The organism is Salinisphaera sp. RV14, from assembly GCF_052044135.1.
GTDB lineage: Bacteria > Pseudomonadota > Gammaproteobacteria > Nevskiales > Salinisphaeraceae > Salinisphaera.
In genome coordinates, this window is sequence record NZ_JBQDYF010000005.1 from 99,985 (window position 1) to 123,094 (window position 23,110).

At 65.9% G+C, this 23,110-nt stretch carries 21 protein-coding genes, 1 pseudogene and 1 riboswitch; of the genes and pseudogenes, 9 read left to right on the forward strand and 13 right to left on the reverse strand.

Going from position 1 to position 23,110, the window contains the following annotated elements; all coding sequences use genetic code 11:
• The 4 genes from hemL to ACS8Y6_RS07240 all read right to left on the reverse strand — a co-directional run bounded on the left by hemL (window position 1) and on the right by ACS8Y6_RS07240 (window position 4,235).
• Window positions 1–1,317: a glutamate-1-semialdehyde 2,1-aminomutase gene (gene hemL / locus ACS8Y6_RS07225; protein ID WP_440855287.1), complete on the reverse strand. Its 1,317-nt coding sequence runs from the start codon at window positions 1,315–1,317 to the stop codon at window positions 1–3.
• A 109-nt stretch (window positions 1,318–1,426) separates the two neighbouring features.
• On the reverse strand, window positions 1,427–2,056 hold the full coding sequence (gene thiE / locus ACS8Y6_RS07230) for a thiamine phosphate synthase (protein ID WP_440851393.1): 630 nt from the start codon (window positions 2,054–2,056) through the stop codon (window positions 1,427–1,429).
• Complete coding sequence (thiD, locus tag ACS8Y6_RS07235; protein ID WP_440851394.1) at window positions 2,053–2,835, reverse strand: bifunctional hydroxymethylpyrimidine kinase/phosphomethylpyrimidine kinase; 783 nt, start codon at window positions 2,833–2,835, stop codon at window positions 2,053–2,055. Before thiD ends, thiE begins: the two co-directional genes overlap by 4 nt.
• 638 nt (window positions 2,836–3,473) lie before the next feature.
• Window positions 3,474–4,235, reverse strand: coding sequence for a metallophosphoesterase (locus tag ACS8Y6_RS07240; RefSeq protein WP_440851395.1), 762 nt, complete (start codon window positions 4,233–4,235; stop codon window positions 3,474–3,476).
• A gap of 41 nt (window positions 4,236–4,276) precedes the next feature.
• Here ACS8Y6_RS07240 and ACS8Y6_RS07245 point away from each other — a divergent pair, with 41 nt between their 5' ends.
• Window positions 4,277–4,945 (forward strand): O-methyltransferase, encoded by a 669-nt coding sequence (locus tag ACS8Y6_RS07245; protein WP_440855288.1) that lies wholly within the window; start codon window positions 4,277–4,279, stop codon window positions 4,943–4,945.
• A complete protein-coding gene (locus tag ACS8Y6_RS07250) occupies window positions 4,942–5,553 on the forward strand; it encodes a DUF938 domain-containing protein (RefSeq protein WP_440851397.1) in 612 nt (203 codons plus the stop codon). Before ACS8Y6_RS07245 ends, ACS8Y6_RS07250 begins: the two co-directional genes overlap by 4 nt.
• A 64-nt stretch (window positions 5,554–5,617) precedes the next feature.
• On the opposite strand, the gene ACS8Y6_RS07255 is transcribed toward ACS8Y6_RS07250, so the two are convergent.
• Window positions 5,618–6,571, reverse strand: a complete 954-nt coding sequence (locus ACS8Y6_RS07255; protein ID WP_440851398.1) for a D-2-hydroxyacid dehydrogenase — start codon at window positions 6,569–6,571, stop codon at window positions 5,618–5,620.
• A gap of 164 nt (window positions 6,572–6,735) precedes the next feature.
• Between ACS8Y6_RS07255 and ACS8Y6_RS07260 the strand changes: the two genes are divergently transcribed.
• A complete protein-coding gene (locus tag ACS8Y6_RS07260; RefSeq protein ID WP_109992310.1) occupies window positions 6,736–7,227 on the forward strand; it encodes a MarR family winged helix-turn-helix transcriptional regulator in 492 nt (163 codons plus the stop codon).
• A gap of 219 nt (window positions 7,228–7,446) precedes the next feature.
• Here the strand turns inward: ACS8Y6_RS07260 and metF are convergent, their stop codons facing one another.
• The 3 genes from metF to metK all read right to left on the reverse strand — a co-directional run bounded on the left by metF (window position 7,447) and on the right by metK (window position 11,128).
• Entirely contained in the window at window positions 7,447–8,319 is an 873-nt protein-coding gene (metF, locus tag ACS8Y6_RS07265) for a methylenetetrahydrofolate reductase [NAD(P)H] (RefSeq protein ID WP_440851728.1), read from the reverse strand.
• A gap of 118 nt (window positions 8,320–8,437) precedes the next feature.
• Window positions 8,438–9,859, reverse strand: coding sequence for an adenosylhomocysteinase (ahcY, locus tag ACS8Y6_RS07270; RefSeq protein ID WP_440851729.1), 1,422 nt, complete (start codon window positions 9,857–9,859; stop codon window positions 8,438–8,440).
• A 99-nt stretch (window positions 9,860–9,958) separates the two neighbouring features.
• The gene (gene metK, locus ACS8Y6_RS07275) at window positions 9,959–11,128 is read right to left on the reverse strand and encodes a methionine adenosyltransferase (RefSeq protein WP_440855289.1); all 1,170 of its coding nucleotides are present in this window, start codon (window positions 11,126–11,128) and stop codon (window positions 9,959–9,961) included.
• A gap of 174 nt (window positions 11,129–11,302) precedes the next feature.
• On the opposite strand from metK, the gene ACS8Y6_RS07280 reads away from it, so the two are divergent.
• Window positions 11,303–11,866 carry a thioredoxin family protein gene (locus ACS8Y6_RS07280; RefSeq protein ID WP_440851731.1) on the forward strand — a complete coding sequence of 188 codons (564 nt, stop codon included), beginning with the start codon at window positions 11,303–11,305 and terminating at the stop codon, window positions 11,864–11,866.
• 124 nt (window positions 11,867–11,990) lie between these two features.
• Complete coding sequence (locus ACS8Y6_RS07285; protein ID WP_440855290.1) at window positions 11,991–12,644, forward strand: TetR/AcrR family transcriptional regulator; 654 nt, start codon at window positions 11,991–11,993, stop codon at window positions 12,642–12,644.
• 52 nt (window positions 12,645–12,696) lie between these two features.
• Here ACS8Y6_RS07285 and ACS8Y6_RS07290 read toward each other — a convergent pair.
• The 5 genes and pseudogenes from ACS8Y6_RS07290 to ACS8Y6_RS07310 form a co-directional block, all read right to left on the reverse strand.
• Window positions 12,697–13,389 (reverse strand): annotated as a pseudogene (locus ACS8Y6_RS07290) (metal-dependent hydrolase).
• A gap of 80 nt (window positions 13,390–13,469) precedes the next feature.
• A complete protein-coding gene (locus ACS8Y6_RS07295) occupies window positions 13,470–13,904 on the reverse strand; it encodes a hypothetical protein (RefSeq protein ID WP_440855291.1) in 435 nt (144 codons plus the stop codon).
• A gap of 138 nt (window positions 13,905–14,042) precedes the next feature.
• Window positions 14,043–14,837, reverse strand: coding sequence for a MerR family transcriptional regulator (locus tag ACS8Y6_RS07300; RefSeq protein WP_440851156.1), 795 nt, complete (start codon window positions 14,835–14,837; stop codon window positions 14,043–14,045).
• A gap of 96 nt (window positions 14,838–14,933) precedes the next feature.
• The gene (gene ribB / locus ACS8Y6_RS07305) at window positions 14,934–15,590 is read right to left on the reverse strand and encodes a 3,4-dihydroxy-2-butanone-4-phosphate synthase (protein ID WP_440851155.1); all 657 of its coding nucleotides are present in this window, start codon (window positions 15,588–15,590) and stop codon (window positions 14,934–14,936) included.
• 85 nt (window positions 15,591–15,675) lie between these two features.
• A riboswitch (FMN riboswitch) is annotated at window positions 15,676–15,826 on the reverse strand.
• A gap of 132 nt (window positions 15,827–15,958) precedes the next feature.
• Window positions 15,959–16,954, reverse strand: coding sequence for a ferritin-like domain-containing protein (locus tag ACS8Y6_RS07310; RefSeq protein ID WP_440855333.1), 996 nt, complete (start codon window positions 16,952–16,954; stop codon window positions 15,959–15,961).
• Window positions 16,955–17,675: 721 nt separating this feature from the next.
• On the opposite strand from ACS8Y6_RS07310, the gene tkt reads away from it, so the two are divergent.
• From tkt to ACS8Y6_RS07330, 4 genes are all read left to right on the forward strand, one after another.
• Complete coding sequence (gene tkt, locus ACS8Y6_RS07315; RefSeq protein ID WP_440855292.1) at window positions 17,676–19,676, forward strand: transketolase; 2,001 nt, start codon at window positions 17,676–17,678, stop codon at window positions 19,674–19,676.
• Window positions 19,677–19,719: 43 nt separating this feature from the next.
• Entirely contained in the window at window positions 19,720–20,730 is a 1,011-nt protein-coding gene (gene gap, locus ACS8Y6_RS07320; protein ID WP_440851152.1) for a type I glyceraldehyde-3-phosphate dehydrogenase, read from the forward strand.
• 329 nt (window positions 20,731–21,059) lie between these two features.
• On the forward strand, window positions 21,060–22,238 hold the full coding sequence (locus tag ACS8Y6_RS07325) for a phosphoglycerate kinase (protein WP_440851151.1): 1,179 nt from the start codon (window positions 21,060–21,062) through the stop codon (window positions 22,236–22,238).
• A gap of 9 nt (window positions 22,239–22,247) precedes the next feature.
• A complete protein-coding gene (locus ACS8Y6_RS07330) occupies window positions 22,248–23,096 on the forward strand; it encodes an AAA family ATPase (RefSeq protein ID WP_440851150.1) in 849 nt (282 codons plus the stop codon).
• The last annotated feature ends 14 nt before the right edge of the window (window positions 23,097–23,110 follow it).

Sequence of the window (23,110 nt, forward strand, 5' to 3'; positions counted from 1 at the left end):
CTAGCCGGCGGCCGCGGCGGCGAACGCCTTGTCCGCGGCGGCCAGTGTCGCCGCGAGCGCCTCGTCATCATGGGCGCGCGAGACAAACGCGGCTTCGAAGGCCGCCGGTGCCAGATAGACGCCGTTATCGAGCATGCCGTGGAAGAAACGCGTGAAAGCGTCGAGATCACAGGCGGCGACTTCGTCGAAACGCGTGACCCGTTCGGCCGCGGTGAAGAACATGCCGAACATGGCGCCCGCGGCCTGGGTCATGAACGGCACGCCGTGCTGTTTCGCGCGTGCTTCCAGGCCCGCACGCAGCGCCGCCACCCTGGGCTCGATGGCGGCATGCACCGAACCGTCGCGAATCTGCGAGAGCGTGGCGATACCGGCGGCCATGCCCAGTGGATGGCCGCTCAATGTGCCGGCCTGGTATACCGGGCCGCTCGGCGCCAGCGTTTCCATCACCGCGGCCGGCCCGCCGACCGCGCCCACCGGCATGCCGCCGCCCACGATCTTGCCGAGCGCGGTGACGTCCGGGGTGACGCCGTAATAAGCCTGCGCACAGCCCGGATGAACACGAAAACCGGTCATCACTTCGTCGAAGATCAGCAGTGCGCCGTGCGCATCGCAGAGATGGCGCAGGCCTGCCAGAAACCCGTCGACCGGCGGCACGCAGTTCATGTTGCCGGCCACGGGTTCGACCATGATCGCGGCGATCTCGCTGCCGTGTTCGGCGAACGCCGTCTGGACCGATGCCAGGTCGTTGTAGGTGGCCACGAGCGTGTCCTCGACCACCGAGGCCGGCACCCCCGGCGAGCCCGGGATGCCCAGCGTCAGCGGCCCGGAGCCGGCGTTGACCAGCAGGGCATCGACATGGCCATGATAGTTGCCGGCGAACTTGAGGATCTTGTTGCGTCCGGTATACCCGCGGGCCAGGCGGATGGCGGTCATCGCCGCCTCGGTGCCCGAATTGACCATGCGCACCGACTCGATCGAGGCCACCATCTCGCTGATCAGCTCGGCCAGTTCGACCTCGAGCCCGGTCGGCGCGCCGAAGGACAGGCCCTTCGCGGCCTGCTTCTGCACGGCCTCGACCACGGCCGGGTCGGCGTGGCCGAGAATCATCGGACCGAACGAGCCGACGTAGTCGACATAATCGTTGCCGTCGACATCGGTGATCCAGGCGCCCTTCGCGCGATCGATGAACACCGGCGCGCCGCCGCCAACGCCGTTGAAGGCGCGGGCCGGCGAATTGACACCGCCGGGCGTGACACGTCGGGCGCGATCGAACAGTTCGACCGAACGGGGGCCGGGGCGGGCGTGCTGAGAGCTCATCGAATACTCCAAATAACGGAACCTGCGAACATTCTAGAACCTGTTGCGGTTTGCGCCGAGACCGGGGCGCCAGGACCGCGCGGCGCGGGCGGGCAATGCACGCCCGGGGTCAGCGATCGGGCGGCTGCGGCGCGAACAGATGCGCCAGTTCGGCGGCCGCGGCGCCCGGATCGGCGGCCGCGAACAGGCCGGCGGACACGGCGATCAGGTCGGCGCCGGCCGCGATCAGGGCGGGCGCATTGCCGGCGTGAATCCCGCCGATGGCGACCACCGGCACGCCAAGTTCGCGGGCAGCGGTCAGCACGCGCGTTTCGGCCGGTGGCGCATCCGGTTTGGTGGTGGAGGCAAAAAAACGGCCGAAGCTGACATAGCTGGCGCCGGCGGCAATGCCCGCCCGGGCCCGCGCGATTCGATCCTGGCAGCTGATGCCGACGATCGCCCGTGGGCCGAGCGCGGCCCGTGCCTGACTGACGCTGCCGTCGGCCTGGCCCAGGTGGACACCGTCCGCGCCGGTCTCCACGGCCAGCCGCCAGTCGTCGTTGATGATCAGTTTCGCCCCGTGGGCACGGGTCAGAGCGGCCAGTTCGGCCATCAGCCCACGATCCGGCGCCTCCGGGCGCTTGTCACGATACTGCAGCCAGATCGCGCCCGCCGCGAGTACCGCATCCACGGCCGCGAGCCGATCGCCGTCGAGCCCGGCACGATTGTAAATGGCATACAGGCCGCGGGTGGCGCTCATCGGTCGCCTCCCGGCCAGCGCCCCGGAATCGACTGGCCGGAGCCGGCGCTGAAGCTGCGCGCCAGGGCGCGCCCGGTGTAGGCCTGGGCATTGGCCACGGCGTCGCCGAGCGATTCTCCCAGCGCCAGCCGCGCCGCCAGGCTGGCCGCGAGCGTACAGCCGGAGCCATGGAAGCGGCCGGCCAGGCGCGGCCAGGTATAGCGCTCGATCTCCCCGTCGGGCGTGTACAGGCGGTTGACGACTTCGGCCTCGTCGCCGTCATCGCCGCCGGTGATCAGCGCATGACAGCCGGCCGCCACCAGCATCGCGCCGCAGCGGTCGATATCGGTTTCGCCCGCGCACAGGCGGCGTGCCTCATCGGTGTTCGGCGTGATGACGGTCGCCTGAGCAAACAACGCATCGCGCATGGCCCGACCCACCGGGTCACCGGCGAGTTCGCCGCCGCCGGCCGCGACCAGCACCGGGTCGACCACCAGCGGCACGCCAGGCAGGCGGGCTGCCAGCTCGGCGACGATCCGAACCTGGCCGGCCGTGACCAGCACGCCGGTCTTGATTGCGGCGAACGGCATGTCGTCCAGCAGCGTATCGATACAGGCGGCGAAGAAATCCTCGGCCACCGGCGCGACGCCGTAGACATTGCGCGTGTCCTGGCGGGTGAGCGCCGTGATCACGGCGGCGCCGTGCGCGCCCTGCGCGGCCACCGCTTCGATGTCGGCGTGCAGGCCGGCGCCGCCGCTCGGGTCATGGCCGGAGAGAATGAGAACGTTGGGACGAGTCATGGGCGCAGTGTAGAGCCTTGCGTTGGGTCGCCGGTATTCTGCCGGATGTCGGAACGCCTGTGCGCGCCCGCTGCGGCGGGCGCGGGGGCACGCCCGAAGAACGGCCGGTAACGGCCGAGCGCGGTCGCGCTGAATGCAACGAAAAAACCGCGCTAAGGCCGGATGTCTGCGCGGAATTCCGGCGCTAAACGGCGTGGGCGCCGCGTCGCGCTGCTGGACGGCGCGACGGGTCGTTTGTTATGCACAATCCTCGAGCGCCTATTCGACGTCGGTCGTATATTTTTTTCGGCCGGTCCGCCAGACGGCCCGATCCCCGTAAGCCACTGTTTTGCCATGCGTGTGTCGCACTGGTTACAAAATCGCCGCTTTGTCTGATTCACCGCATTGACGCCCTCGCAGCCGGTGACGCCCGGGTATTTCCACAGAGTTATCCACAGGTTTTGTGAATGCATACGCTTTCGCGTTCCGACTCAAGCGTTTAGCCCGTCAACGGGAGACTCGGCCAGGCATGGATCGCCATTCGGAGTCGCTGTCAAGCCGTTGTTCATCGTCCAAAGGTCTGATAGTGCAGCCGAATCCGCGGCGAGGCGCGGCAAGTCGTTACCGCGCATCGGTTTTGTGCCGGTGCCACTTTGGGGTTAGGTGCGAGTGGCAGGCACGCGGTGCACCGTGGTGGTGATTTCGCCGTCCGCGCCGAGCCGCAGGCAGCGATAGCCCGGGGGGCGCGCGCTGTCTTCGGCGAAGGTGGGGCTGCCGGGACGGAACTGGCGCATGGTCGAGGGCGTGGTCCAGACCGGATAGCCGTCGAGCCGGTATTCGCCGGCTTGATGGACATGACCGCAAACAACGCCGCGCACCCGGGGATGCCGGGCCAGGGTGGCACGCAAGGCATCGCGGTCGACCAGCCCGATGGCGTCGATCCAGGCACTGCCGACATCAAGCGGCGGGTGATGGACACAGATCAGCGCGGGTGCCGGGTCCGCCTGGAGCGTGCGATCCAGGCCCGCCAGGGCCCGTGGGCCGATCCGGCCGGCGTCGCTGCCCGGTACGTGGCTGTCGAGGCCGATCAGGCGCCAGCCGCCGACCCCGATCACGTCATGCACCGCGGCGCAGGTCAGCTGCTCGGCCATGGCTGCCGGATCGTCATGATTGCCGGCCACGGCCAACACCGGCCGGGCAAGCGTGTGCAGCCGTCTGTCCAGCCAGCGATAGCCCGTCGTGCTTTCGTCGTCGACCAGGTCGCCACCCAACACCACCGCGTCGGCCTCGGGATGGGTGGCGAGCGCCTCGGCCAGCACGCGATCGAAGGTCGCCGATACATCCCAGCCGTGCAATCGCGAACCCGGTTCGGCCAGGAGATGCAAATCGGTGATGTGAAGCAAGCAGGTCGCGCTAGCCATGACGGTTCTCCGGCAATCGGGCTTTGCCGTATCCTGACAGCATGAACCACGAAGCAGAACCGGCGGCGGTGGATGCGCACCTGCTCGCCTATGTCGAGGATATCGGCGCACGCGAACCGGCGCATCTGGCGGCCAATCGCCGTGTGACCGAGGCCGCGGGCGCGGCACAACTGCAGGTCAGCCCGCGCCAGGGCCAGCTCATGGCGCTGCTGGTGGTGCTGGCCGAGGCCCGGCGCGGCATCGAACTCGGCGTCTATGCCGGTTATTCGACACTGTGGCTGGCCGAGGCGATCGGCCCGGGCGGGCGCATCCTCGCCTGCGACCACGATACCGACATCACCGCGCGGGCGCGCGCCGACTGGGCGGCGGCCGGCGTGGCCGAACGCATTGAGCTGCGTATCGGCGATGCCCTGGCGACGCTCGACGCCGAGGTCGCGGCCGGTATGCTCGGAGCCTACGACTTCGCCTTCATCGATGCCGACAAATCGCGCTACATCGACTACTACGAGCGCTGTCTGGCGCTGTTGCGCCCGGGCGGCCTGATCATGGCCGACAATACGCTGTGGTACACGCGCGTAGCCGATCCGGGCTGCGACGACCGCGAAACCGAAGCGATCCGCGCGTTCAACCGGCATCTGGCGGATGACGAGCGCATCGACCTGTCCGTGCTCGTGCTGGGCGATGGCCTGACGCTGGCGCGCAAGCGATGAGCGGCATTGGCGACCTGTCGGCGGCCGAGCGCAACAAGCGGCCGATCTTCGACGCGCTGGCCGAATGGCTGGCCGGCGCCCGGACCGTGCTGGAAATCGGAGGCGGCGACGGCACGCACGCGCGTTATGCGCGCCAGCGTCTGCCGCATATCCGGTGGCAGACCAGCGAAGCGCCGGCGCATCTGCGGCGTCTGACCGCGGCGCTGGTGGATGCGCATGACGACGAGCGGCTGCCGCCGCCGCTGGCGCTGGATGTGCGCGCGGCCTGGCCCTCGGCGCAATACGACGCAATCTACGCGGCGAACGTTGCCCACATCATGAGCGAGGAGGCCGTGGCGGCCCTGTTCGCCGGGGCGGCCCGTCGACTCATGGCCGGCGGCCTGTTGTGTCTGTACGGGCCGTTCTTCGATGCCGAGGAGGCTCCCGGCGAAGGCAATCTGGCCTTTGACCGGGCGCTGCGCGCTCGCGATGCCAGCATGGGGATTCGGCGCCGCGAAGCCCTGGATGCCCTGGCCGCAGATCACGGGCTGCGCCGGATCGCCCGATTGAAAATGCCCAGCGACAATCGCCTGTTGATCTGGCGCAAAGACGGCGCCAACGCCGGTTGAGCGGCGTTCCCGGCGCGGCGCGCGGGTACAACTGAACCGCCGCGTGCCGGGCCTGCTGACCGGGCTAATTCACCCGCCCGGAATCGTCACCGGCACGAAACGCCGTGATGTTGGCGGCCACGCCGTCGATCGCGCGCTGGCGCGCCGCGCGGCTGGCCCAGGCCGTATGCGGGGTGATGATCAGATTCGCGGGCTTGTGCTCGAGCAGCGGGTGGCCGTCGCGCGGCGGCTCGTTGTCCAGCACGTCGACCGCCGCACCGGCGATCACGCCGTTGTCGAGGGCATCGATCAGGGCGCGCGAATCGATCACGCCGCCGCGGGCCGTGTTGATGACCACGGCGGTGGGCTTCATCCGGGCCAGGGCGGCGGCATCGATCAGGCCCCGGGTACGCTCGGTCAGTGGGCAGTGCAGGGTGAGGTAGTCGCTGGCAGCCAGCACATCCTCGAACGCCAGCCGATGCGCGCGCACCCGAGCCGCGCCCGGACGTTCCGCGATCAGCACCCGCATGCCGAACGCCTCGGCCAGCCGCGCCACTGCGGCGCCGAGTTCGCCGTGGCCGACGACGCCGAGCGTCGCGCCGGCCAGTTCTTCGATCGGGTAATCGTGCATGGCGAAGAACTCGGCGCGCTGCCAGGCGCCGCGAGCCACGGCGGCGTCGTAGTCGTGCCAGTGGGTCGCGAACGCGAGCATCAGGGCCAGCACGTGCTGCGACACGGCGGCGGTGGCATAGCCGGTGACGTTGATCACCGGAATGCCGCGCTCGGCCGCGGCCGCCACGTCGATATTGTTGGTGCCGGTGGCGGTCAGGCAGATCAGCTTGAGCGCGGGCGCCGCCTCGATCGCCCGGCGGTCGATCACGACCTTGTTGGTGACGATCACATCGACATCGCGGATGCGCTCGTCGACCTGTTCTGCCGTGGTAGCGTGGTGCCAGCGCCACGTATCGGCGGCACCTTCGAGTCGGGACCAGTCCAGGCGGGTACCGACAGAGCCGGCGTCGAGAAAACAGGCGCGCATCTACATCTCCCTGGCTGTGCCGCTGTCGGGGCAGCGGTACGAGATTGGAAAAAATCTCACGATAATCTACGACTATAGTTTTTCAATACAGTCGGTCACGTTAAGCTAAGCTCAACGCTCGCATTCCTATAGTATTCATTCCGAGGGACAGGGACCATCAGTCGATGAAACGTCGATCCGAACAGAAAGACCCTTCGTTGGGCAATCATCTGCCGGCTACATGCCCGTCGGCTGAAGCGCTCGAATATGAACTGGCCTTTCTCGTGCGCCGGATGGAGGCACTGCGGCGGCGGTTCCACTACGGCCTGGAACGGGCGCACTACCTCCTGCTGATCCTGCTCGAGCGCAACGACCGCCAGTCGGTGGGGGCTCTGGCGGATCAGGTGAATCTCGACGCCTCGACGGTGACGCGTCAGGTTGCAGCGATGAAAAACGCGGGATTGGTGGAAAAGCACGACAATCCCGACGATCGCCGGGGTGGCTTCGTCACGATTACCGAAGCCGGCCGGGATGCCGCGGCCGAGGTGCGCGGACGGCGCCTGGAACGGGTGGAGGAGGGCTTCAAGAACTGGTCCGAGGAGGACCGGCGGGAGTTCGCGCGCTTGACTGCGCGTTACAACGACCAGCTTCGCGACATGCTCAACGCGGAAGACTAGGGCCGGGGTTGGCCGCCGTCTCAGGCGATGCCGCACGGCGATCAAGCCCGGTAGCGCCGGATAGGCCCGCCCGCGCCATCGCTGAGGTAGGCGCGGCCCGCGATAACCCGCCAGCTTCCGGCGCGCCGCGTGACTGCAACCGGCGCTGGCGCCAGACCTCGCTGTCGAATGCAAAACCCGGCTTCGGCCGGGTTTTCCACCTGGGCTTGCCGGCGCGGCTCAGGCGGCGTGGTGCGCGCTCGGGCCCGGCAGTTTGAGATCGTGCCATAGCGTGACCGTCGGCTCGGCCTTGTTGAGCGCGTAGAAGTGCAGCCCGGGCGCGCCGCCGGCGAGCAGACGCTCGCAGAGCCGGCCGATCAGGTCGCGGCTGAAGGCCTGCACCGACGCGGTGTCGTCGCCGTAGGACTCCATCTTCTGGCGGACCCAGCGTGGAATGTCGGCGCCGCACATGGCCGAAAAGCGCGAGATCTGGCCGAAATCGTTGATCGGCATGATGCCGGGCACGATCGGGATATCGACGCCCTTGGCCGCCACCTCGTCGCAGAAGTTGAAATAGGCGTCGGCGTTGAAGAAGTATTGCGTGATCGCGGAGTCGGCGCCGGCCCTGACCTTGCGCACGAAGTTGTCGACATCCTCGGCCGGCGAGGGCGCGGCCGGATGATATTCCGGATAGGCGCCGACCTCGAGATGGAAATCGTTGCCGTGGCGCTGCTTGATGAAGGCCACCAGCTCGTTGGCGTAATTGAACACGCCGGGCTTGTCCATGCCGTCGGGCAGATCGCCGCGCAGCGCGACGATGCGCTTCACGCCGGCGGCCTTGTAGTTGTCCAGCAACTCGCCGATCGATGCCTTTGTGCCTTCGATGCACGACAGATGCGGCGCGGCCGGCCGGCCGGTGATCTGCATGGCCTTCTTGACCGTTTCCAGCGTGCCGGAGCGAGTGGTGCCGCCGGCGCCGAAGGTCACCGAGAAAAAGGCGGGGTGCAGTTCGGCGAGCGCTTCCAGCGCCTGCTCAAGTCGTGCCTCGCCCTTCGGCCCCTTGGGCGGGAACAGCTCGATGGAGAAATCGTTGTGCGAGACATCATGGCTCATGGCGTCTCCCCCTGTTGTCTGTGGCGCGGTGGCGCCGATCATGGTGCACAAAAAAACCCGGCCCACGCGGGCCGCGGGCCGGGTCTTCCAGACCTAGATACGGCCTTCCATCACGCGCTTAGTAGCGGTAGTGATCCGGCTTGTACGGGCCCTCGACCGGCACGCCGAGATAGTCGGCCTGATCCTTCGTGAGCTGGGTCAGCTTGGCGTTGACCCGCGCCAGATGCAGGGCTGCGACCTTTTCGTCCAGATGCTTGGGCAGCACGTACACGTCGTTCTGGTACCGATCGCGATGGTTCCAGAGCTCGATCTGGGCCAGCACCTGGTTGGTGAACGAGTTCGACATCACGTAGCTCGGATGGCCCGTGGCGCAACCCAGGTTCACCAGACGGCCCTCGGCCAGCAGGATGATCTTCTTGCCGTCGGGGAAGGTGATGTGATCCACCTGTGGCTTGATCTCTTCCCACTCGTACTGACGCAGGGCGGCGACATCGATTTCGTTGTCGAAGTGACCGATGTTGCACACGATCGCTTCGTTCTTCATGCGCTTCAGGTGATCGTGGTTGATCACGTGATAGTTGCCGGTCGCGGTGACGAAGATATCGGCCTGCTCGACCACGCCCGGGTCTTCCAGATCCACCACGCGCAGGCCTTCCATGGCCGCCTGCAGGGCATTGATCGGGTCGATTTCGGTCACGCACACGGTCGCACCCAGCCCGCGCAGCGACTGCACGCTGCCCTTGCCGACATCGCCGTAGCCGCAGACGATGGCGACCTTGCCGGCCACCATCACGTCGGTGGCGCGCTTGATGCCGTCGACCAGCGATTCACGACAGCCGTAGAGGTTGTCGAACTTGGACTTGGTGACCGAGTCGTTGACGTTGATCGCCGGGAAGGTGAGCCCGCCCTGCTTGGCCAGGTGATACAGGCGATGCACGCCGGTGGTGGTCTCTTCCGAGACGCCGGTGATGGCCTTGCCGAGCTTCTTGTAGAAGTCCGGCTGTTCAGCCAGGCGCTTCTTCATCACCTTGAACAGCGCTTTTTCCTCGTCCGAACCGGGGTTATCGAGCAGGGACGGGTCGTCGGTGGCCTTGACGCCGAAGGTGGCCAGCGTGGTGGCATCGCCGCCGTCGTCCAGGATCAGGTTGGGCAGGCCGCCGTCGTGCCAGTCCATGATGGCATGGGCGTATTCCCAGTATTCCTCGGCCGTCTCGCCCTTGTAGGCATAGACCGGGATGCCGGATTCGGCGATCGCCGCGGCGGCATGGTCCTGGGTCGAGAACACGTTGCAGGAGGCCCAGCGCACCTCGGCACCGAGGGCCACGAGGGTTTCGATCAGCACGGCCGTCTGGATGGTCATGTGCAGCGAGCCGGCGATGCGCGCGCCCTTGAGCGGCTGATCCTTGCCGTATTCCTCGCGCAGGGCCACCAGGCCCGGCATTTCGGTTTCGGCGATGTCGATCTCGCGCCGGCCCCACGGGGCCAGGCTGATATCGGCAATCTTGTAATCTTCTTTGAGCTGTTCGGCAGGGCTACTCATCGATTCGTTCCTGTCGTTGAAATCGGTTCATGGCGTCGGCCAACCGGAGCGCCGGCCGACGGGCGCGAAAAATTCGCGCGGATTGGCGTCGGGCGGATACTAGGCCGCCTGAATGCCGGAATCGTCGGCCAGCGCGGCCGCCTTGTCGGTACGCTCCCAGGGCAGATCCAGATCCGCGCGGCCGAAGTGGCCGTAGGCGGCCGTCGGCGCATAGATCGGGCGCTGCAGGTCGAGCATCTTGAGGATGCCGTAGGGGCGCAGGTCGAAATGATTGCGGATGAGCTGGGTCATCTTCTCGTCGTCGACCTTGCCGGTGCCGAAGGTCTCGACCCAGATCGAGGTCGGCTCGGCCACGCCGATGGCATACGACAGCGCGACTTCGCACTTGGAGGCCAGTCCGGCGGCGACCACGTTCTTGGCCACGTAGCGCGCGGCATAGGCGGCACTGCGGTCGACCTTGGACGGATCCTTGCCGGAGAAGGCGCCGCCGCCGTGGCGGGCCATGCCGCCGTAGGTGTCGACGATGATCTTGCGCCCGGTCAGGCCGGCATCGCCCAGCGGACCGCCGGTGACGAAGTTGCCGGTCGGGTTGATGTGCACGGTCGGGTTGTCGGTGAGCATGTTGCCGATGACCGGCTTGATGATGTGCTCGTGCACCGCTTCCTTGAGATCGGCCTGCGAGATCTCCGGATTGTGCTGGGTCGACAGCACCACGGCGTTGATCGCGCTCGGCTTGCCATCCTCGTATTCGAAGGTGACCTGCGATTTGGCATCCGGACGCAGCCAGGGCAGCGTGCCATCGGCCAGCAGTTCGGACTGCTTGCGCACCAGACGATGGGCATAGGTGATCGGCGCCGGCATGAGAACGTCGGTTTCGTTGCAGGCATAACCGAACATCAGGCCCTGGTCGCCCGCGCCCTGTTCTTCCGGAGCGGCCCGCTCCACGCCCTGGTTGATGTCGGCCGACTGCTCGCCGAGCACATTCATGACGGCACAGGTATCGGCGTCGAAGCCCATGTCGGAGCTGGTGTAGCCGATCTTGCGGATCGTGTCGCGCACGATGCTCTCGACCGGAATGCTGACCGGCCTGGATGTCTTGATCTCGCCGAAGACCATGACGAAGCCGGTCTTGGTCGCGGTTTCGCAGGCGACCTTGGCGGTCGGATCCTGCGCGAGATAGGCGTCGAGAATGGCGTCGGAGACCTGGTCCGACAGTTTGTCGGGATGGCCGCCGGTGACCGATTCGGAAGTAAACAGGGTACGGCTCATAGGACTATATCTCTCCATCCGGATATCCGGATGGACTATACGTCATCTATGGCCGCGATGCTACCGCCGTCGACGCAGCCCGGCGGACACGATGCCGGGCCGCGGTCCGGCGTCGCGTGAAACGGCAACAGGCCCTAGACTGGCGGCATTCATTCCCCGACTGAAAAGCCGACCATGGCATTGACCGATTCCACCATGATGCCGCTGGGTACCCCCGCGCCCGATTTCGCGTTGCCGGATGCCGTTTCGGGCAAGACCAGGACATTCGCCGATGTGGCCGGCGAGCGCGGCACGCTGGTGATGTTCATCTGCAATCATTGCCCATACGTGATTCATATCGCGCGCGAGCTTGCCGCAGTGGCCGCCGAATACGACCCCAGGGGCATCGGTTTCGTGGCGATTTCGTCCAACGATGTGAACGAGCGCCCGGAGGACGGCCCGGCGTACATGCGCGAATTCGCCGACCAATACAACTTCATCTTCCCGTATCTTTACGACGAGACGCAGGAAGTGGCCCGTGCCTACGACGCGGTCTGCACGCCCGATTTCTTCCTGTTCGACGCCCATGGCAAGTGTGCCTATCGCGGCCAGTTCGATGCCTCGCGCCCGAAATCGGCCGAGCCGGTGACCGGCGCCGACATGCGCGCCTCGCTGGACGCGGTGCTGGAAGGCGACCCGATTCCCGAGGAGGCCCAGGTGCCGAGCCAGGGCTGTTCCATCAAGTGGAAGGCCGCCTGAGGCCAGCCATGAGCCACCGGCACGGTTTCCAGCGCCTCCGGGCAGTGTTGCCCACGGCATTGCAGCCAGCGACATTCGCCCCGGCGCCTGAGGGGCGCATAACCGACCGTGCCAGAATAGACGCATGAGCGCTGTCAACTCTGCCAGGACGGGCCGTGGCCGGGCCTATGCCGGCCGCAGCTGCGCGGAGCGCCGCGAGACCCGCCGGGCGGCGCTGATTGCGGCCGGCGTCGAGGTGTTCGGTCGCGACGGGTTCCGCGGTGCCACGGTCAAGGCGATCTGCCGTGAGGCGGGGCTCACCGAGCGCTATTTCTATGAGTCGTTCGCCAACAGCGAGGCATTGTTTGCGGCGGTCTACAAATCGCTGATCGCCGCCGTCGAGGCCGAGATGATCGCCGCGATCGAAGCTGCGCCGGCCGAGGCGGAAGCGACCGCGCGCGCCGGCCTGCGCGTCTATTTTCGGCATATGGCCGATCCAAGGATTGCGCGCATCGTGCTGATCGAGATTTTCGGCATCAGTGCCGAGATCGATCGGACCTATCGTGCGGTCACGCTGAACTTCGCGCGTCTGACCGAGGACCTCACGGCCCGCCTGTTCGACGTGGCGGCGATCACGGCCGGCGCCGACAGCCGGCTGCTGTCCATGGGGCTGGTCGGCTCGACCATCCATATCGCCATGTACTGGCATCTGAACGGCTATCGCGAGTCGTTCGAGACCGTGGTCGAGTCGGCGCTGCGGCTGTATCTGGCGATGGCGGGCAACGCGCCGGCCGGCTGATGGGGCGGCCGTGGCGGGCGGCCGGCGCCGTCGACCAGTGTGTCCAGTTCGGTCAGCAGGTGGGCATTGTTCTGCTGCCGGGATGAAAGCTGTATTTGAAGTACGACAGCCACTCCGGAATCATCCGGCGCAGGTAGCCGGGGCGGCCGAAGTTGAAGTTGAGCATCCGGAGGTGCCCGCGCCATCCTTCGGCGTGGCATTTCGGGTCGGCCCGGCTCATTTGCCAGTAGAAGGCGAACACGATCGGCCAGAACAGGCCCGTGGCGACGATCATCGCGCGGCTGCGTTCCAGCCAGTTGCGCGGGCCACGGCCGGTGCGCCGCTCGTACACGTCGTAAGCCACGGCCCTGTGCTCGATTTCCTCCAGTGCGTGCCAGCGCTACATGCGGGCGTAGTCTTCCTGTGAGCCGGCCAACTGCTCACGATGGTGCAGCAGCATGTGGCCCATCAGCGCGGTGTAGTGTGCCAGCGCGACGGTTGCCGCCAGCGGCGTGGATTTGGGCGTTTTGTGCTGGATCACGTCGAGCAGACGCCATGTGAACTTGCCGAGCTTGTTGGCAGGCAGGCCGGCGTCGGTGATGCCGTCGCGATAGCTGCGCACGGCGTCGATGAACATGCGCTCGCCGGCCGGCAACAGCAGCGACAGGGCGTTCATGAACGGGGTCACGTTCGGGCCCGCGGCATGCCAGTCGCCGATGCGATCGGCCGGGGGGGGCAGGAAATGCAGGTCGCGTCGTTGTGGCATGACCGGGCCATGGTGCCCGGATGAATCGCGACCGACTCGATAGTCGGCGGCGGGTGTACTCCTGGCGGGCTCCTCGCGGATCAGCTTGCGATGTCTGTCGCCGCGGCCCGGCGCGTCCGCGGGGCGATGTATGCGTCGATCAGCCGGGCCACCTGCGGTGCATGGGTGGCCATCGCCCAGTGGCCGGCATCGATCTCGTCGATCGTGAGATCGTCGACCCGGGCTTTGGTGCCCGCCACCAGGCCGCGGCCGAAGAAGGGATCTCGAAGTGGCACGATGAAGTGTGCCGGCACGGTCGCCGGTCGTTGTCGCGACCGGGCCAGTCGCGGCCCGATATTGGCGCGATAAAGCTTGATGCCGTGCCGGCCGTCCTCGCGCCAGGTGGGCGCGACCGCGAGCGTTTCGCCTTCCAGGCGCGCCAGCGTGGCCGGCCAGCGCCGGGCCGGCACATAGCGCCAGCCCAATGGCGCGAGCCAAGGGAGATCAAACGCGCCGATATACCAGGAACGTCGCATCTGGCGCAGCAAGGCGCCACGGTCGCGACGCCACTGCCCGCGCAGGCCGTGACCGACATGAGCTTGGCCAGTTCGTAGGCAGAAACCGCGCCCGGCCGGTCCGAACGACCTGCGCCGCCGGTGCCGGCGGCCCATGGGCTATTCGGCGTCGTGCAGATGGTCGAGCACCTGGGCGAGACGATCGCCCAGGTGCTGGTCCGCGGCTTTCGCCATGGCGCGGGCGACTTCCGGCAGCACGGCCATTTCCACCAGTGGCCGAAGACGCCAGATCAGATCGGCGAGCTCCGGCATATCGTCGCCCGGCGGGAGCTGGCCCTCGCCGTAGCGGTCGAAGACATGATGGGCGACCAGGCGGACCATGGCATCGGAGGCCTGCTCGACGTTCTCGCGCAACTGGGCGACCACGTCGAGCATGTCCTCGAGCGGGATGCCGGCCGCGACCAGTTCCGCGCCGGCGTGCAGCATGCGGGGGCTGGGCACGCGGTAGCGCATGCCCTCGGGGCGGATCACCTCGAGGGCGACTGCCTTGTCCAGTGCCCGTTTGGAGAACTGGCCGCCGAATTTGCGCAGCAGCTGCGGCATGGTCAGATAGTCGGGCAGTTCGTCCGTCCAGGGGCTGGCGACCGCGGTTTCCAGACCCAGCAGATGGCCGATATCGTTACCCGATTCCCAGCTTTCGATCAGCTCGCCGATATTCGACAGCGTGTAGCCACGTTCCAGCAGCCGATTGATGATGCGCAGCCGCGACAGATGGGCATCGTTGTAGATGCCGCGGCGGCCGCGCCGTTCCGGCGGCGGCAGCAGGCCACGATCCTGATAGGCGCGGATATTGCGTACGGTCGAACCGGTTTCGCGTGCCAGCGCATCGATCGAGAATTCCTGCGGTGTCTCGTTCGGGCTGTTGCTGTCGAGAGCGATCGAGGAGCTGTTCATCCTGCCAAGGATAGTCCTCGGCCCGGATCGCGTCACCCGCGGTCGCGCCGTCGTCGGCCGCGGATGCGCGACATGGCGTTCAGGTCGGCAGCCGGATCAGGCGCATTCGCGGGTCCGTGCCAGTCGGGCCTCGCGGTAGCGCGCGATCTCGTCGATGGTCAGAACCGGCATGTCGTGGCGTGCGGCATAGCGCTCGATCTCGGCGTTTCCGGCCATGGTGCCGTCATCGTTCATCAGCTCGCAGAGCACGGCGGCGGGGCGCATGCCGGCCAGAATCGCGAGATCCAGCGAGCCCTCGGTGTGCCCGCGACGGGCCAGTACGCCATCGTCCACCGCCCGCAGTGGAAAGACGTGGCCGGGGCTGACGATGGCGCCGTGATCGCCGCCGAGTGCTTCCAGCGAGGCAGCGATCGTGCGCACGCGGTCGGCGGCCGACACGCCGGTCGTCACGCCGGTGGCCGCCTCTATGCTCACGGTAAAGCCGGTGCGGTTTTTCGACTGGTTGTTGTTGACCATCTGGGGCAGGCCGAGCGCGTCGATTTCGGCGCCGGGAAAACACAGGCAGACGATGCCCGAGCCATCGCGGATCATCTTGACCATGGTGTCGACCGACAGGTTCTCGGCCGCGGCCACGATGTCGGCCTCGTTCTCGCGATCGCTATCATCGAGCAACAGAACCGGGCGTCCGGCGCGATAGGCCTCGATGGCGGCGGCGAGCCGCGGGAAGCCGTGGAATTCGTTGGATGCTGACATGAAACGTCCTCTTGTCATGGAGTCAACGTTTCAGGGCTAGGCGAGAGGGCTCGCGCCGACGCACCGATTGCGCCGGACTGCCGCCACGCGTCTTCTTTCATCCGGACTGTGACCGTCGGCTCTGGATTCTGACCAGATCTGCTGACCTTCCAACGGGAGTCGGAAGCGCTCGTGGGCTCGGCTGCCTGTGCAGCCCTACCACCGGTGGGGAATTGCACCCCGCCCTGAAGACCATTGCAGCATAGCCGATCGCGGGGCCGGCGAACAGGGTGTGTCTCGTTCACCCGCGCCCGCCGTTGGCATCGCAAGGCCCCGGCAAGGGCCGGGGTTGTCGGTGGGACGACGCGCCCGTGCGGGTCGCGGCGGCTTCAGCTGCTGTTATCGGCGCTCATGGACAGCGCGCTGTGCCCGGGTATGTTGGTGCCGTTCGGGAAAAAGCCGCCCTGGGACACCTGGGCAGCGGTGGCATAGGCGATGTTGTGCACCTGCGCGATGGTGCGGTCATAGGCGAGCCCGTTAGCGTCCGTCGGCACGATATTGCTCGCCGCGTACAGGCTGCCGTTGATGCTGACCATGCCATTGGTCTCGCCCACGGCCTGGTTCTTGCCGATGCCCTGGTCGTCGTTGGCGGCCACCGGCGGTCGACCGTTGGCGTAGTCGGCGCTGACATTCGAATTGCCATCCACACTGTCGCGCACGCCCGAGATATTGTCCGTGAGGTCGCTGAACGCGGTGTTGCCGTTGTTGTAATCCGCCGCCGTGAGGAAGGTACGAACCAGCCCGGCATGATAGGCCTCCACGGCAAGAATGCCCGCGGCGGCATCGAGATAGGTGCGGCTTTTGAGGAACGGCGCGCCGCCATGATAGGCCGTGACCCCGACATCCTCGAAGATAAAGGCGCCGAGCAGGAAGTTCTCGGGGCTCGAGAACGGGTCGAAGTTGGATACGCCGATCAGGTTGCCGAGCGCAGCGAAAGAGTTCTTGAGATCGATCGCCGGAGCGGAAGCCGCATGCGTGCCCAGCGCCGCGCGCAGGAACTGCACGTGATGCAACTCATCCTGGGCGATCTCCGCCGCGTATTGGCCAATGAGTTTATTGCTGCTGAAATCCACTTGTGGCGATCCCTTGATGATCACCATGCCCGGATTGTTGCCCCGGTCGCTGTCGGCCAGTCCGTTGCCGGTCACGGCCCGCAGGTAATACTCGGCTTCGAGATATTCGAGATTCAGCGCGAAGTTGAGAATGGCTTCGTCGGGTGGGCCGCCCACATACACATTATTGTCGCTGGTCGCGGCGACCGCTTTGTTGCTGTGGTCGTTGCAGGCGCCCAGGAGCGCACTTCCGACCAGGCCGGCGGCATACATGCCGCCATGGGCGAGAAATCGGCGGCGGCTTCGGCCGGGCGTCACGCGCGGGGCGGGATGTTCGCTCGCCCCAGTCCCGGCAGCGGTTTCCTGGATGTCGGCATGTCCTGATTTTTTCATGATATTTTTTCCTGTGTCGGCGAGGGCGTGCAGGCACCCACGGGCCGAGTCGAAGCCGGGCCGTTCGGATGCTTTTTTTGTCTGCGGAACATGCGGGGACGCTGCAGACTCAATAAGCAACTACGCGGATTCGGGAAAATAGATGCTTATACAAAGAAATGGCCGTAAAATTCCTTGAATTGACACGCAGAAAGGGCTTGGCGCGCGGTTGAAGGCCTTTTGTTATGAGTTGTAACTACATCCGGGGCGCGTCGAATAGGCTGCCCCTTGGTCCGGCGCAGCGCCCGGTCAACGAGTGGACGACGCGATTGCTTGCGCGCCCGAAGCAGTAGTGTCTAGCCTGCCTTCGTTTTTTGCGCTCATTCGCGTGCGGAGGCAGAATGCTTCTGCTTATTCGGCCGGGTGCGTGTCGGACACAACCCGGGACCGGGTTGCGCAGGCCGGCTTGAATGAGGGATCGTGCCGCCTTCGAACGGGCGGGCTTGCGATAAGGCCGCACACTCTGCCCACGCGTTTGTGCGCTCATCGTCAATGTTGCCGATGCGGTCGTCTTTAATGGACAATGACCAACCTTTGTCAAGCCGTACTCGGGATGGTTGCAATGCCCTCACGACGAGATCTCGCCAACGCGATTCGTATTCTGGCCATGGACGCCGTCCAGAAAGCCAACATTGGACACCCCGGTATGCCGATGGGCATGGCCGATATCGCGGAAGTGCTGTTCAACGATCATCTGAAGTTCAATCCGACCAATCCGGACTGGGCCGATCGCGACCGTTTCCTGCTGTCCAACGGCCACGGCTCGATGCTGCAGTACGCCGCGCTGCATCTGACCGGCTACGATATGTCGCTGGACGACATCAAGAACTTCCGCCAACTGCATTCGCGGACCCCGGGCCATCCGGAAAACACCGAAACGCCGGGTGTGGAGACCACCACGGGCCCGCTCGGCCAGGGGCTGGCCAACGCGGTCGGGATGGCGCTGGGCGAAGCGGTGCTGGCTTCCCAGTTCAACACGGTCGAGCACAAGGTGATCGATCACCGTACCTACTGCTTTGCCGGTGACGGCTGCCTGATGGAAGGCATCTCGCACGAGGCCTGTTCGCTGGCCGGTACGCTGGGGCTGGGCAAGCTCATCGTGTTCTACGATGACAACGGCATTTCCATCGACGGCGAGGTCAAGGGCTGGTTCACCGACGACACGCCGGCCCGCTTCGAAGCCTATGGTTGGCAGGTGGTGCGCAACGTCGACGGCCACGACGCCGGGGAAATCAACACCGCGATCGAGACCGCCAGGAAGGAGACCGCCAAGCCCACGCTGATCTGCTGCAAGACTGTGATCGGTTATGGCGCCCCGACGATGAAGGGCACGGCCAAGGTCCACGGCGCACCGCTGGGCGACGACGAGGTCGCCGCGACCCGCAAGGCGCTGGGCTGGGCGGACGAGACGCCGTTCCATGTGCCGGACGATATCTATGCGGCCTGGGATCACCGCGACGCCGGCGCCGCCGCCGAGAAATCCTGGCAGGATGTGCACGCCGCCTATGTGAAGGCGAACCCGGAACTGGCCACCGAGCTGGATCGTCGCCTGTCCGGCACAATGCCCGCCGACTGGGAAGCCGGCATCGCCAGGCTGATCGACGCGATGCAGTCTGATGGCAAGCGCACGGCGACCCGCAAGTCCTCCAAGGCAGTGCTGGGCGCGGTATGGAACCTGTTGCCGGATCTGTTCGGCGGTTCGGCCGATCTGTCCGGTTCCAACGGCACCGATTTCGATGGTCACAAGGCCGTCACGGCCGCTGATTACAACGGCAACTATGTCTACTACGGCGTGCGCGAATTCGGCATGTCGGCGATCACCAACGGCCTGAGTCTGCACGGCGGCTTCGTGCCGTTCGGCGCGACCTTCCTGACGTTCTCCGACTACGCTCGCAACGCGGTGCGCATGGCGGCGCTGATGAAGTCGCGCAACGTCTTTGTCTACACCCACGACTCCATCGGCCTGGGCGAGGACGGCCCGACCCATCAGCCGGTCGAGCATCTGGCCTCGCTGCGCCTGATCCCGAACCTGCATGTCTGGCGCCCGGGGGACGACGTCGAAGTGGCCGTTGCCTGGAAGGCCGCCATCGAGCGCGAGGCCGGTCCCTGTGCGCTGGCGCTGTCGCGCCAGGACGTCGATCATCAGGATCGCGATGCCGACACGGTCGCCGCCATCGCCCGGGGCGGCTACGTACTGCGCGATACCGGCGGTGCCCCGGATGCCATCGTCATGGCCACCGGCTCCGAACTGGAACTGGCCGTGGCCGCCGCCGACAAGCTGGTTGGCGAGATCGCGGTTCGGGTCGTGTCCATGCCCTGCGTGGATCTGTTTCGCGAACAGCCAGCGGCGTATCGTGATAGCGTTCTCGACCCGGCGGTTACAGCCCGCGTGGCGGTCGAAGCCGGCGTCTCCGATGGCTGGGTCGGCTATGTCGGCCCGACCGGCCAGGTGGTGGGTGTCGACCAGTTCGGTCTTTCGGCACCGGGGCCCGAGGTCTACAAGGAACTCGGCGTGACCGTCGAAGGCGTTGTCGAAGCGCTCCGGAATCAGGTCAAGGCCTGATTTGGAGCGTACTCAAGTTCAATTCCAAGTTCGAGGAGCGAACATGGCAGTCAAGATTGGTATCAACGGCTACGGTCGCATCGGCCGCAACGTGCTGCGTGCCCTGTATGAGAGCAAGCGCACCGGCGAGATCGAGATCGTGGCGATCAACGACCTCGGCGACGCCAAGATGAACGCGCACCTGACCCAGTACGACACCGCCCACGGGACGTTCCCGGGCGAGGTCAAGGCCGAGGGCGAGGATCTGGTCGTCAACGGCGACCGAATCAAGGTGCTGTCCGAGCGCGATCCGGCCCAGTTGCCCTGGGGCGATCTGGGCGTGGATGTGGTGCTCGAGTGCACGGGTCTGTTTGCCAGCAAGGACAAGGCCAGCGCCCACCTGAAGGGCGGCGCCAGGAAAGTGCTGATCTCCGCGCCCGCCGGCAGCGATCTCAAGACCATCGTCTACGGCGTCAACCACGAAACACTCACCCCGGAAGACAAGGTCGTCTCCAACGCCTCCTGCACGACCAACTGCCTGGCGCCGCTGGTCAAGCCCCTGCACGACGCCTTCGGCATCGAGTTCGGGTTGATGAACACCATCCACTCGTACACCAACGACCAGGTGCTGTCGGATGTCTATCACAAGGACATCCGCCGGGCGCGCAGTGCGACCCAGAACATGATCCCGACCAAGACCGGCGCGGCCGCCGCGGTCGGCCTGGTGCTGCCGGACCTCAACGGCAAGCTGGATGGTTTCGCCGTGCGCGTGCCGACCATCAACGTCTCCTTCGTCGATCTGTCGGCCAATGTGTCCAAGGACGTCACGGTGGAAGACGTCAACAACGTGCTCAAGACCGCCGCCAACGGCGAGCTCAAGGGCGTGCTGGCCTACACCGAGGAAGAGCTGGTCTCGCAGGACTACAACCACACTTCGGTGTCGTCCACGGTCGATTCCAAGCTGACCAAGGTTGCCGGTTCGCGCCTGATCAAGGTCTGCTCCTGGTACGACAACGAATGGGGCTTTTCCAACCGCATGCTGGATACCGCGCTGGCCATGGCCAACGTCGGCTGATCGAACGACGATCGTCAGCACTCGAAAAGACCGGACGCAGTCCGGTCTTTTTTTGGCAAATCTGCCCGCAAAAGAACGCGAATAAATGCAAATAGAGTGGCCAAGCACGCCGCCGCGCTATTGAACATACTGTAGCGTGTTCGCTGAGTATCAACGACCACGGCCTGTGTTCAATCTTTATTGGCGTCCATCTGCGGACTGTGCTTTTACGAACGCGATCTCGAGGTCGCCCAAGGCGGCTTTGTATTCGAGCGCGGTGACGGTTAGATTCCTGATCCTGACCAGGTTGCCCGACGGCGCACCGCCCAATTTCTGAACGAGGACACTATATGACCATGCTATCGATGGACGACGTCGATCTCGCCGGCAAGCGCGTGCTGATCCGCGAGGATCTGAACGTGCCGGTGAAAAACGGCCAGGTGACTTCGGCCGCGCGCCTGCGCGCCTCGCTGCCGACCATGAAAAAAGCCATGGCGGCCGGCGCGAAGGTCATGGTCATGGCCCATCTCGGTCGGCCGACCGAAGGCGAGCCGTCGGCAGAGGACAGCCTGGCGCCGGTGGCGAAATGGTTGTCCGACGAACTCGACCGCGACGTGCCGCTGGCCATCGACTGGCTGGACGGCGATGTCGAAGTCGCGGACGGCGAAATGGTGGTCTGCGAGAACGTGCGCTTCAATGTCGGCGAGAAAGCCAACGACGCAGGCCTGGCCCGGAAAATGGCCGCCCTGTGCGATGTGTTCGTCATGGATGCCTTCGGCACCGCCCACCGTGCCCAGGCCTCGACCGAGGGCGTGGCGCGCTTCGCGCCGGTGGCCTGCGCCGGGCCGTTGCTCATGGCCGAGGTCGAGGCGCTCAGAGCCGCGATGAACGATCCGAAGCGCCCCTTGGTGGTCATCGTCGGCGGCTCCAAGGTGTCGTCCAAGCTCGAGCTTTTGAAATCGCTGGCCACGCTGGCCGATCAGCTCATCGTCGGCGGCGGCATCGCCAACACCTTTTTGGCGGCGGCCGGGCACCATGTCGGCGGCTCGCTCTATGAAGCCGATCTGGTCGATTCCGCGCGGGCGATTCTCGCGGACATCCGCGCGCGCGGTGGCGATATCCCGTTGCCCGAGGACGTGGTCGTGGCCACCGAGTTCTCGGAATCCGCCGCGGCCGTGACGCGCAACATCGCCGATGTGGCCGACAACGAGATGATTCTGGACATCGGACCCAAGGCGCGCGCACAGATGGCAGCCATTCTCAAGAACGCCGGCACAATCGTCTGGAACGGGCCCGTCGGCGTGTTCGAGATCGATCAGTTCGGCGGCGGTACCGAAGCCCTGGCCCAGGCCATCGCCGAAAGCGACGGTTTCTCGATCGCCGGCGGCGGCGATACCCTGGCCGCCATCGAAAAATATGGCATCGGCGAGAAAGTGTCGTATATCTCGACCGGCGGCGGCGCCTTCCTGGAATTCCTCGAGGGCAAGACGCTGCCCGCGATCGCGGCGCTCGAAGCGCGCAGCAAGTAGGCGGGCGTGATGAGCCACCAGTTCGAGGGCACCGAGCGCTACGTCGCGACCGACGATCTCAAGCTGGCCGTGAACGCGGCCGTGACGCTGACGCGGCCGTTGCTCATCAAGGGCGAGCCCGGCACCGGCAAGACCATGCTCGCCGAGGAGGTCGCCGCCGGGCTGGGCAAACCGCTTCATCAGTGGCATATCAAGTCGACGACCAAGGCGGCGCAGGGGCTGTACGAATACGACGCGGTCTCGCGCCTGCGCGATTCGCAGCTCGGCGACGCGAAAGTGCACGATATTTCGAACTACATCGTGCCCGGCCCGTTATGGGATTGCTTCACCGCCGCCGAGCAGCCGGTGCTGCTGATCGACGAGATCGACAAGGCCGATATCGAGTTCCCGAATGATCTGCTGCGTGAGCTCGATCGCATGGCCTTCGACGTTTACGAGACGCGCCAGACCATCGAAGCAAGGCACCGGCCGATCATCATCATCACCTCCAACAACGAAAAGGAACTCCCGGACGCTTTCCTGCGCCGTTGCTTTTTCCACTTCATTTCGTTTCCCGACAAGGACACGATGAAGGCCATCGTCGACGTGCATTTCCCGGGCATCAAGGCGCGGCTGCTGTCGGACGCGCTGGATCTGTTCTTCGATATCCGCGATGTGCCCGGTATCAAGAAGAAACCGTCGACCTCCGAGCTGCTGGACTGGCTGAAGCTGTTGCTGGCCGAAGATATTCCGGCCGCGGCATTGCACGGCGACGCGGACGATGCGCTGCCGCCCATGCACGGCGCGCTGCTCAAGAACGAACAGGATGTGCACCTGTTCGAGCGGCTTGCCTTCATGAGCCGGCGGGCCCGGCGCTAGGCTGGCCCTGAGCC

Coding starts and splice junctions, on each gene's coding strand:
- ACS8Y6_RS07240 (WP_440851395.1), bottom strand. CDS start 4,235: ATGGCTAGCGCGACCTGCTTGCTTCACATCACCGATTTGCATCTCCTG.
- ACS8Y6_RS07325 (WP_440851151.1), top strand. CDS start 21,060: ATGACCATGCTATCGATGGACGACGTCGATCTCGCCGGCAAGCGCGTG.
- ahcY (WP_440851729.1), bottom strand. CDS start 9,859: ATGAGTAGCCCTGCCGAACAGCTCAAAGAAGATTACAAGATTGCCGAT.
- ACS8Y6_RS07300 (WP_440851156.1), bottom strand. CDS start 14,837: ATGAACAGCTCCTCGATCGCTCTCGACAGCAACAGCCCGAACGAGACA.
- ACS8Y6_RS07260 (WP_109992310.1), top strand. CDS start 6,736: ATGAAACGTCGATCCGAACAGAAAGACCCTTCGTTGGGCAATCATCTG.
- ACS8Y6_RS07285 (WP_440855290.1), top strand. CDS start 11,991: ATGAGCGCTGTCAACTCTGCCAGGACGGGCCGTGGCCGGGCCTATGCC.
- gap (WP_440851152.1), top strand. CDS start 19,720: ATGGCAGTCAAGATTGGTATCAACGGCTACGGTCGCATCGGCCGCAAC.
- metK (WP_440855289.1), bottom strand. CDS start 11,128: ATGAGCCGTACCCTGTTTACTTCCGAATCGGTCACCGGCGGCCATCCC.
- ACS8Y6_RS07250 (WP_440851397.1), top strand. CDS start 4,942: ATGAGCGGCATTGGCGACCTGTCGGCGGCCGAGCGCAACAAGCGGCCG.
- ACS8Y6_RS07330 (WP_440851150.1), top strand. CDS start 22,248: ATGAGCCACCAGTTCGAGGGCACCGAGCGCTACGTCGCGACCGACGAT.
- thiE (WP_440851393.1), bottom strand. CDS start 2,056: ATGAGCGCCACCCGCGGCCTGTATGCCATTTACAATCGTGCCGGGCTC.
- ACS8Y6_RS07255 (WP_440851398.1), bottom strand. CDS start 6,571: ATGCGCGCCTGTTTTCTCGACGCCGGCTCTGTCGGTACCCGCCTGGAC.
- thiD (WP_440851394.1), bottom strand. CDS start 2,835: ATGACTCGTCCCAACGTTCTCATTCTCTCCGGCCATGACCCGAGCGGC.
- ribB (WP_440851155.1), bottom strand. CDS start 15,590: ATGTCAGCATCCAACGAATTCCACGGCTTCCCGCGGCTCGCCGCCGCC.
- tkt (WP_440855292.1), top strand. CDS start 17,676: ATGCCCTCACGACGAGATCTCGCCAACGCGATTCGTATTCTGGCCATG.
- ACS8Y6_RS07310 (WP_440855333.1), bottom strand. CDS start 16,954: ATGTATGCCGCCGGCCTGGTCGGAAGTGCGCTCCTGGGCGCCTGCAAC.
- hemL (WP_440855287.1), bottom strand. CDS start 1,317: ATGAGCTCTCAGCACGCCCGCCCCGGCCCCCGTTCGGTCGAACTGTTC.
- ACS8Y6_RS07295 (WP_440855291.1), bottom strand. CDS start 13,904: ATGCGACGTTCCTGGTATATCGGCGCGTTTGATCTCCCTTGGCTCGCG.
- ACS8Y6_RS07280 (WP_440851731.1), top strand. CDS start 11,303: ATGGCATTGACCGATTCCACCATGATGCCGCTGGGTACCCCCGCGCCC.
- metF (WP_440851728.1), bottom strand. CDS start 8,319: ATGAGCCATGATGTCTCGCACAACGATTTCTCCATCGAGCTGTTCCCG.
- ACS8Y6_RS07245 (WP_440855288.1), top strand. CDS start 4,277: ATGAACCACGAAGCAGAACCGGCGGCGGTGGATGCGCACCTGCTCGCC.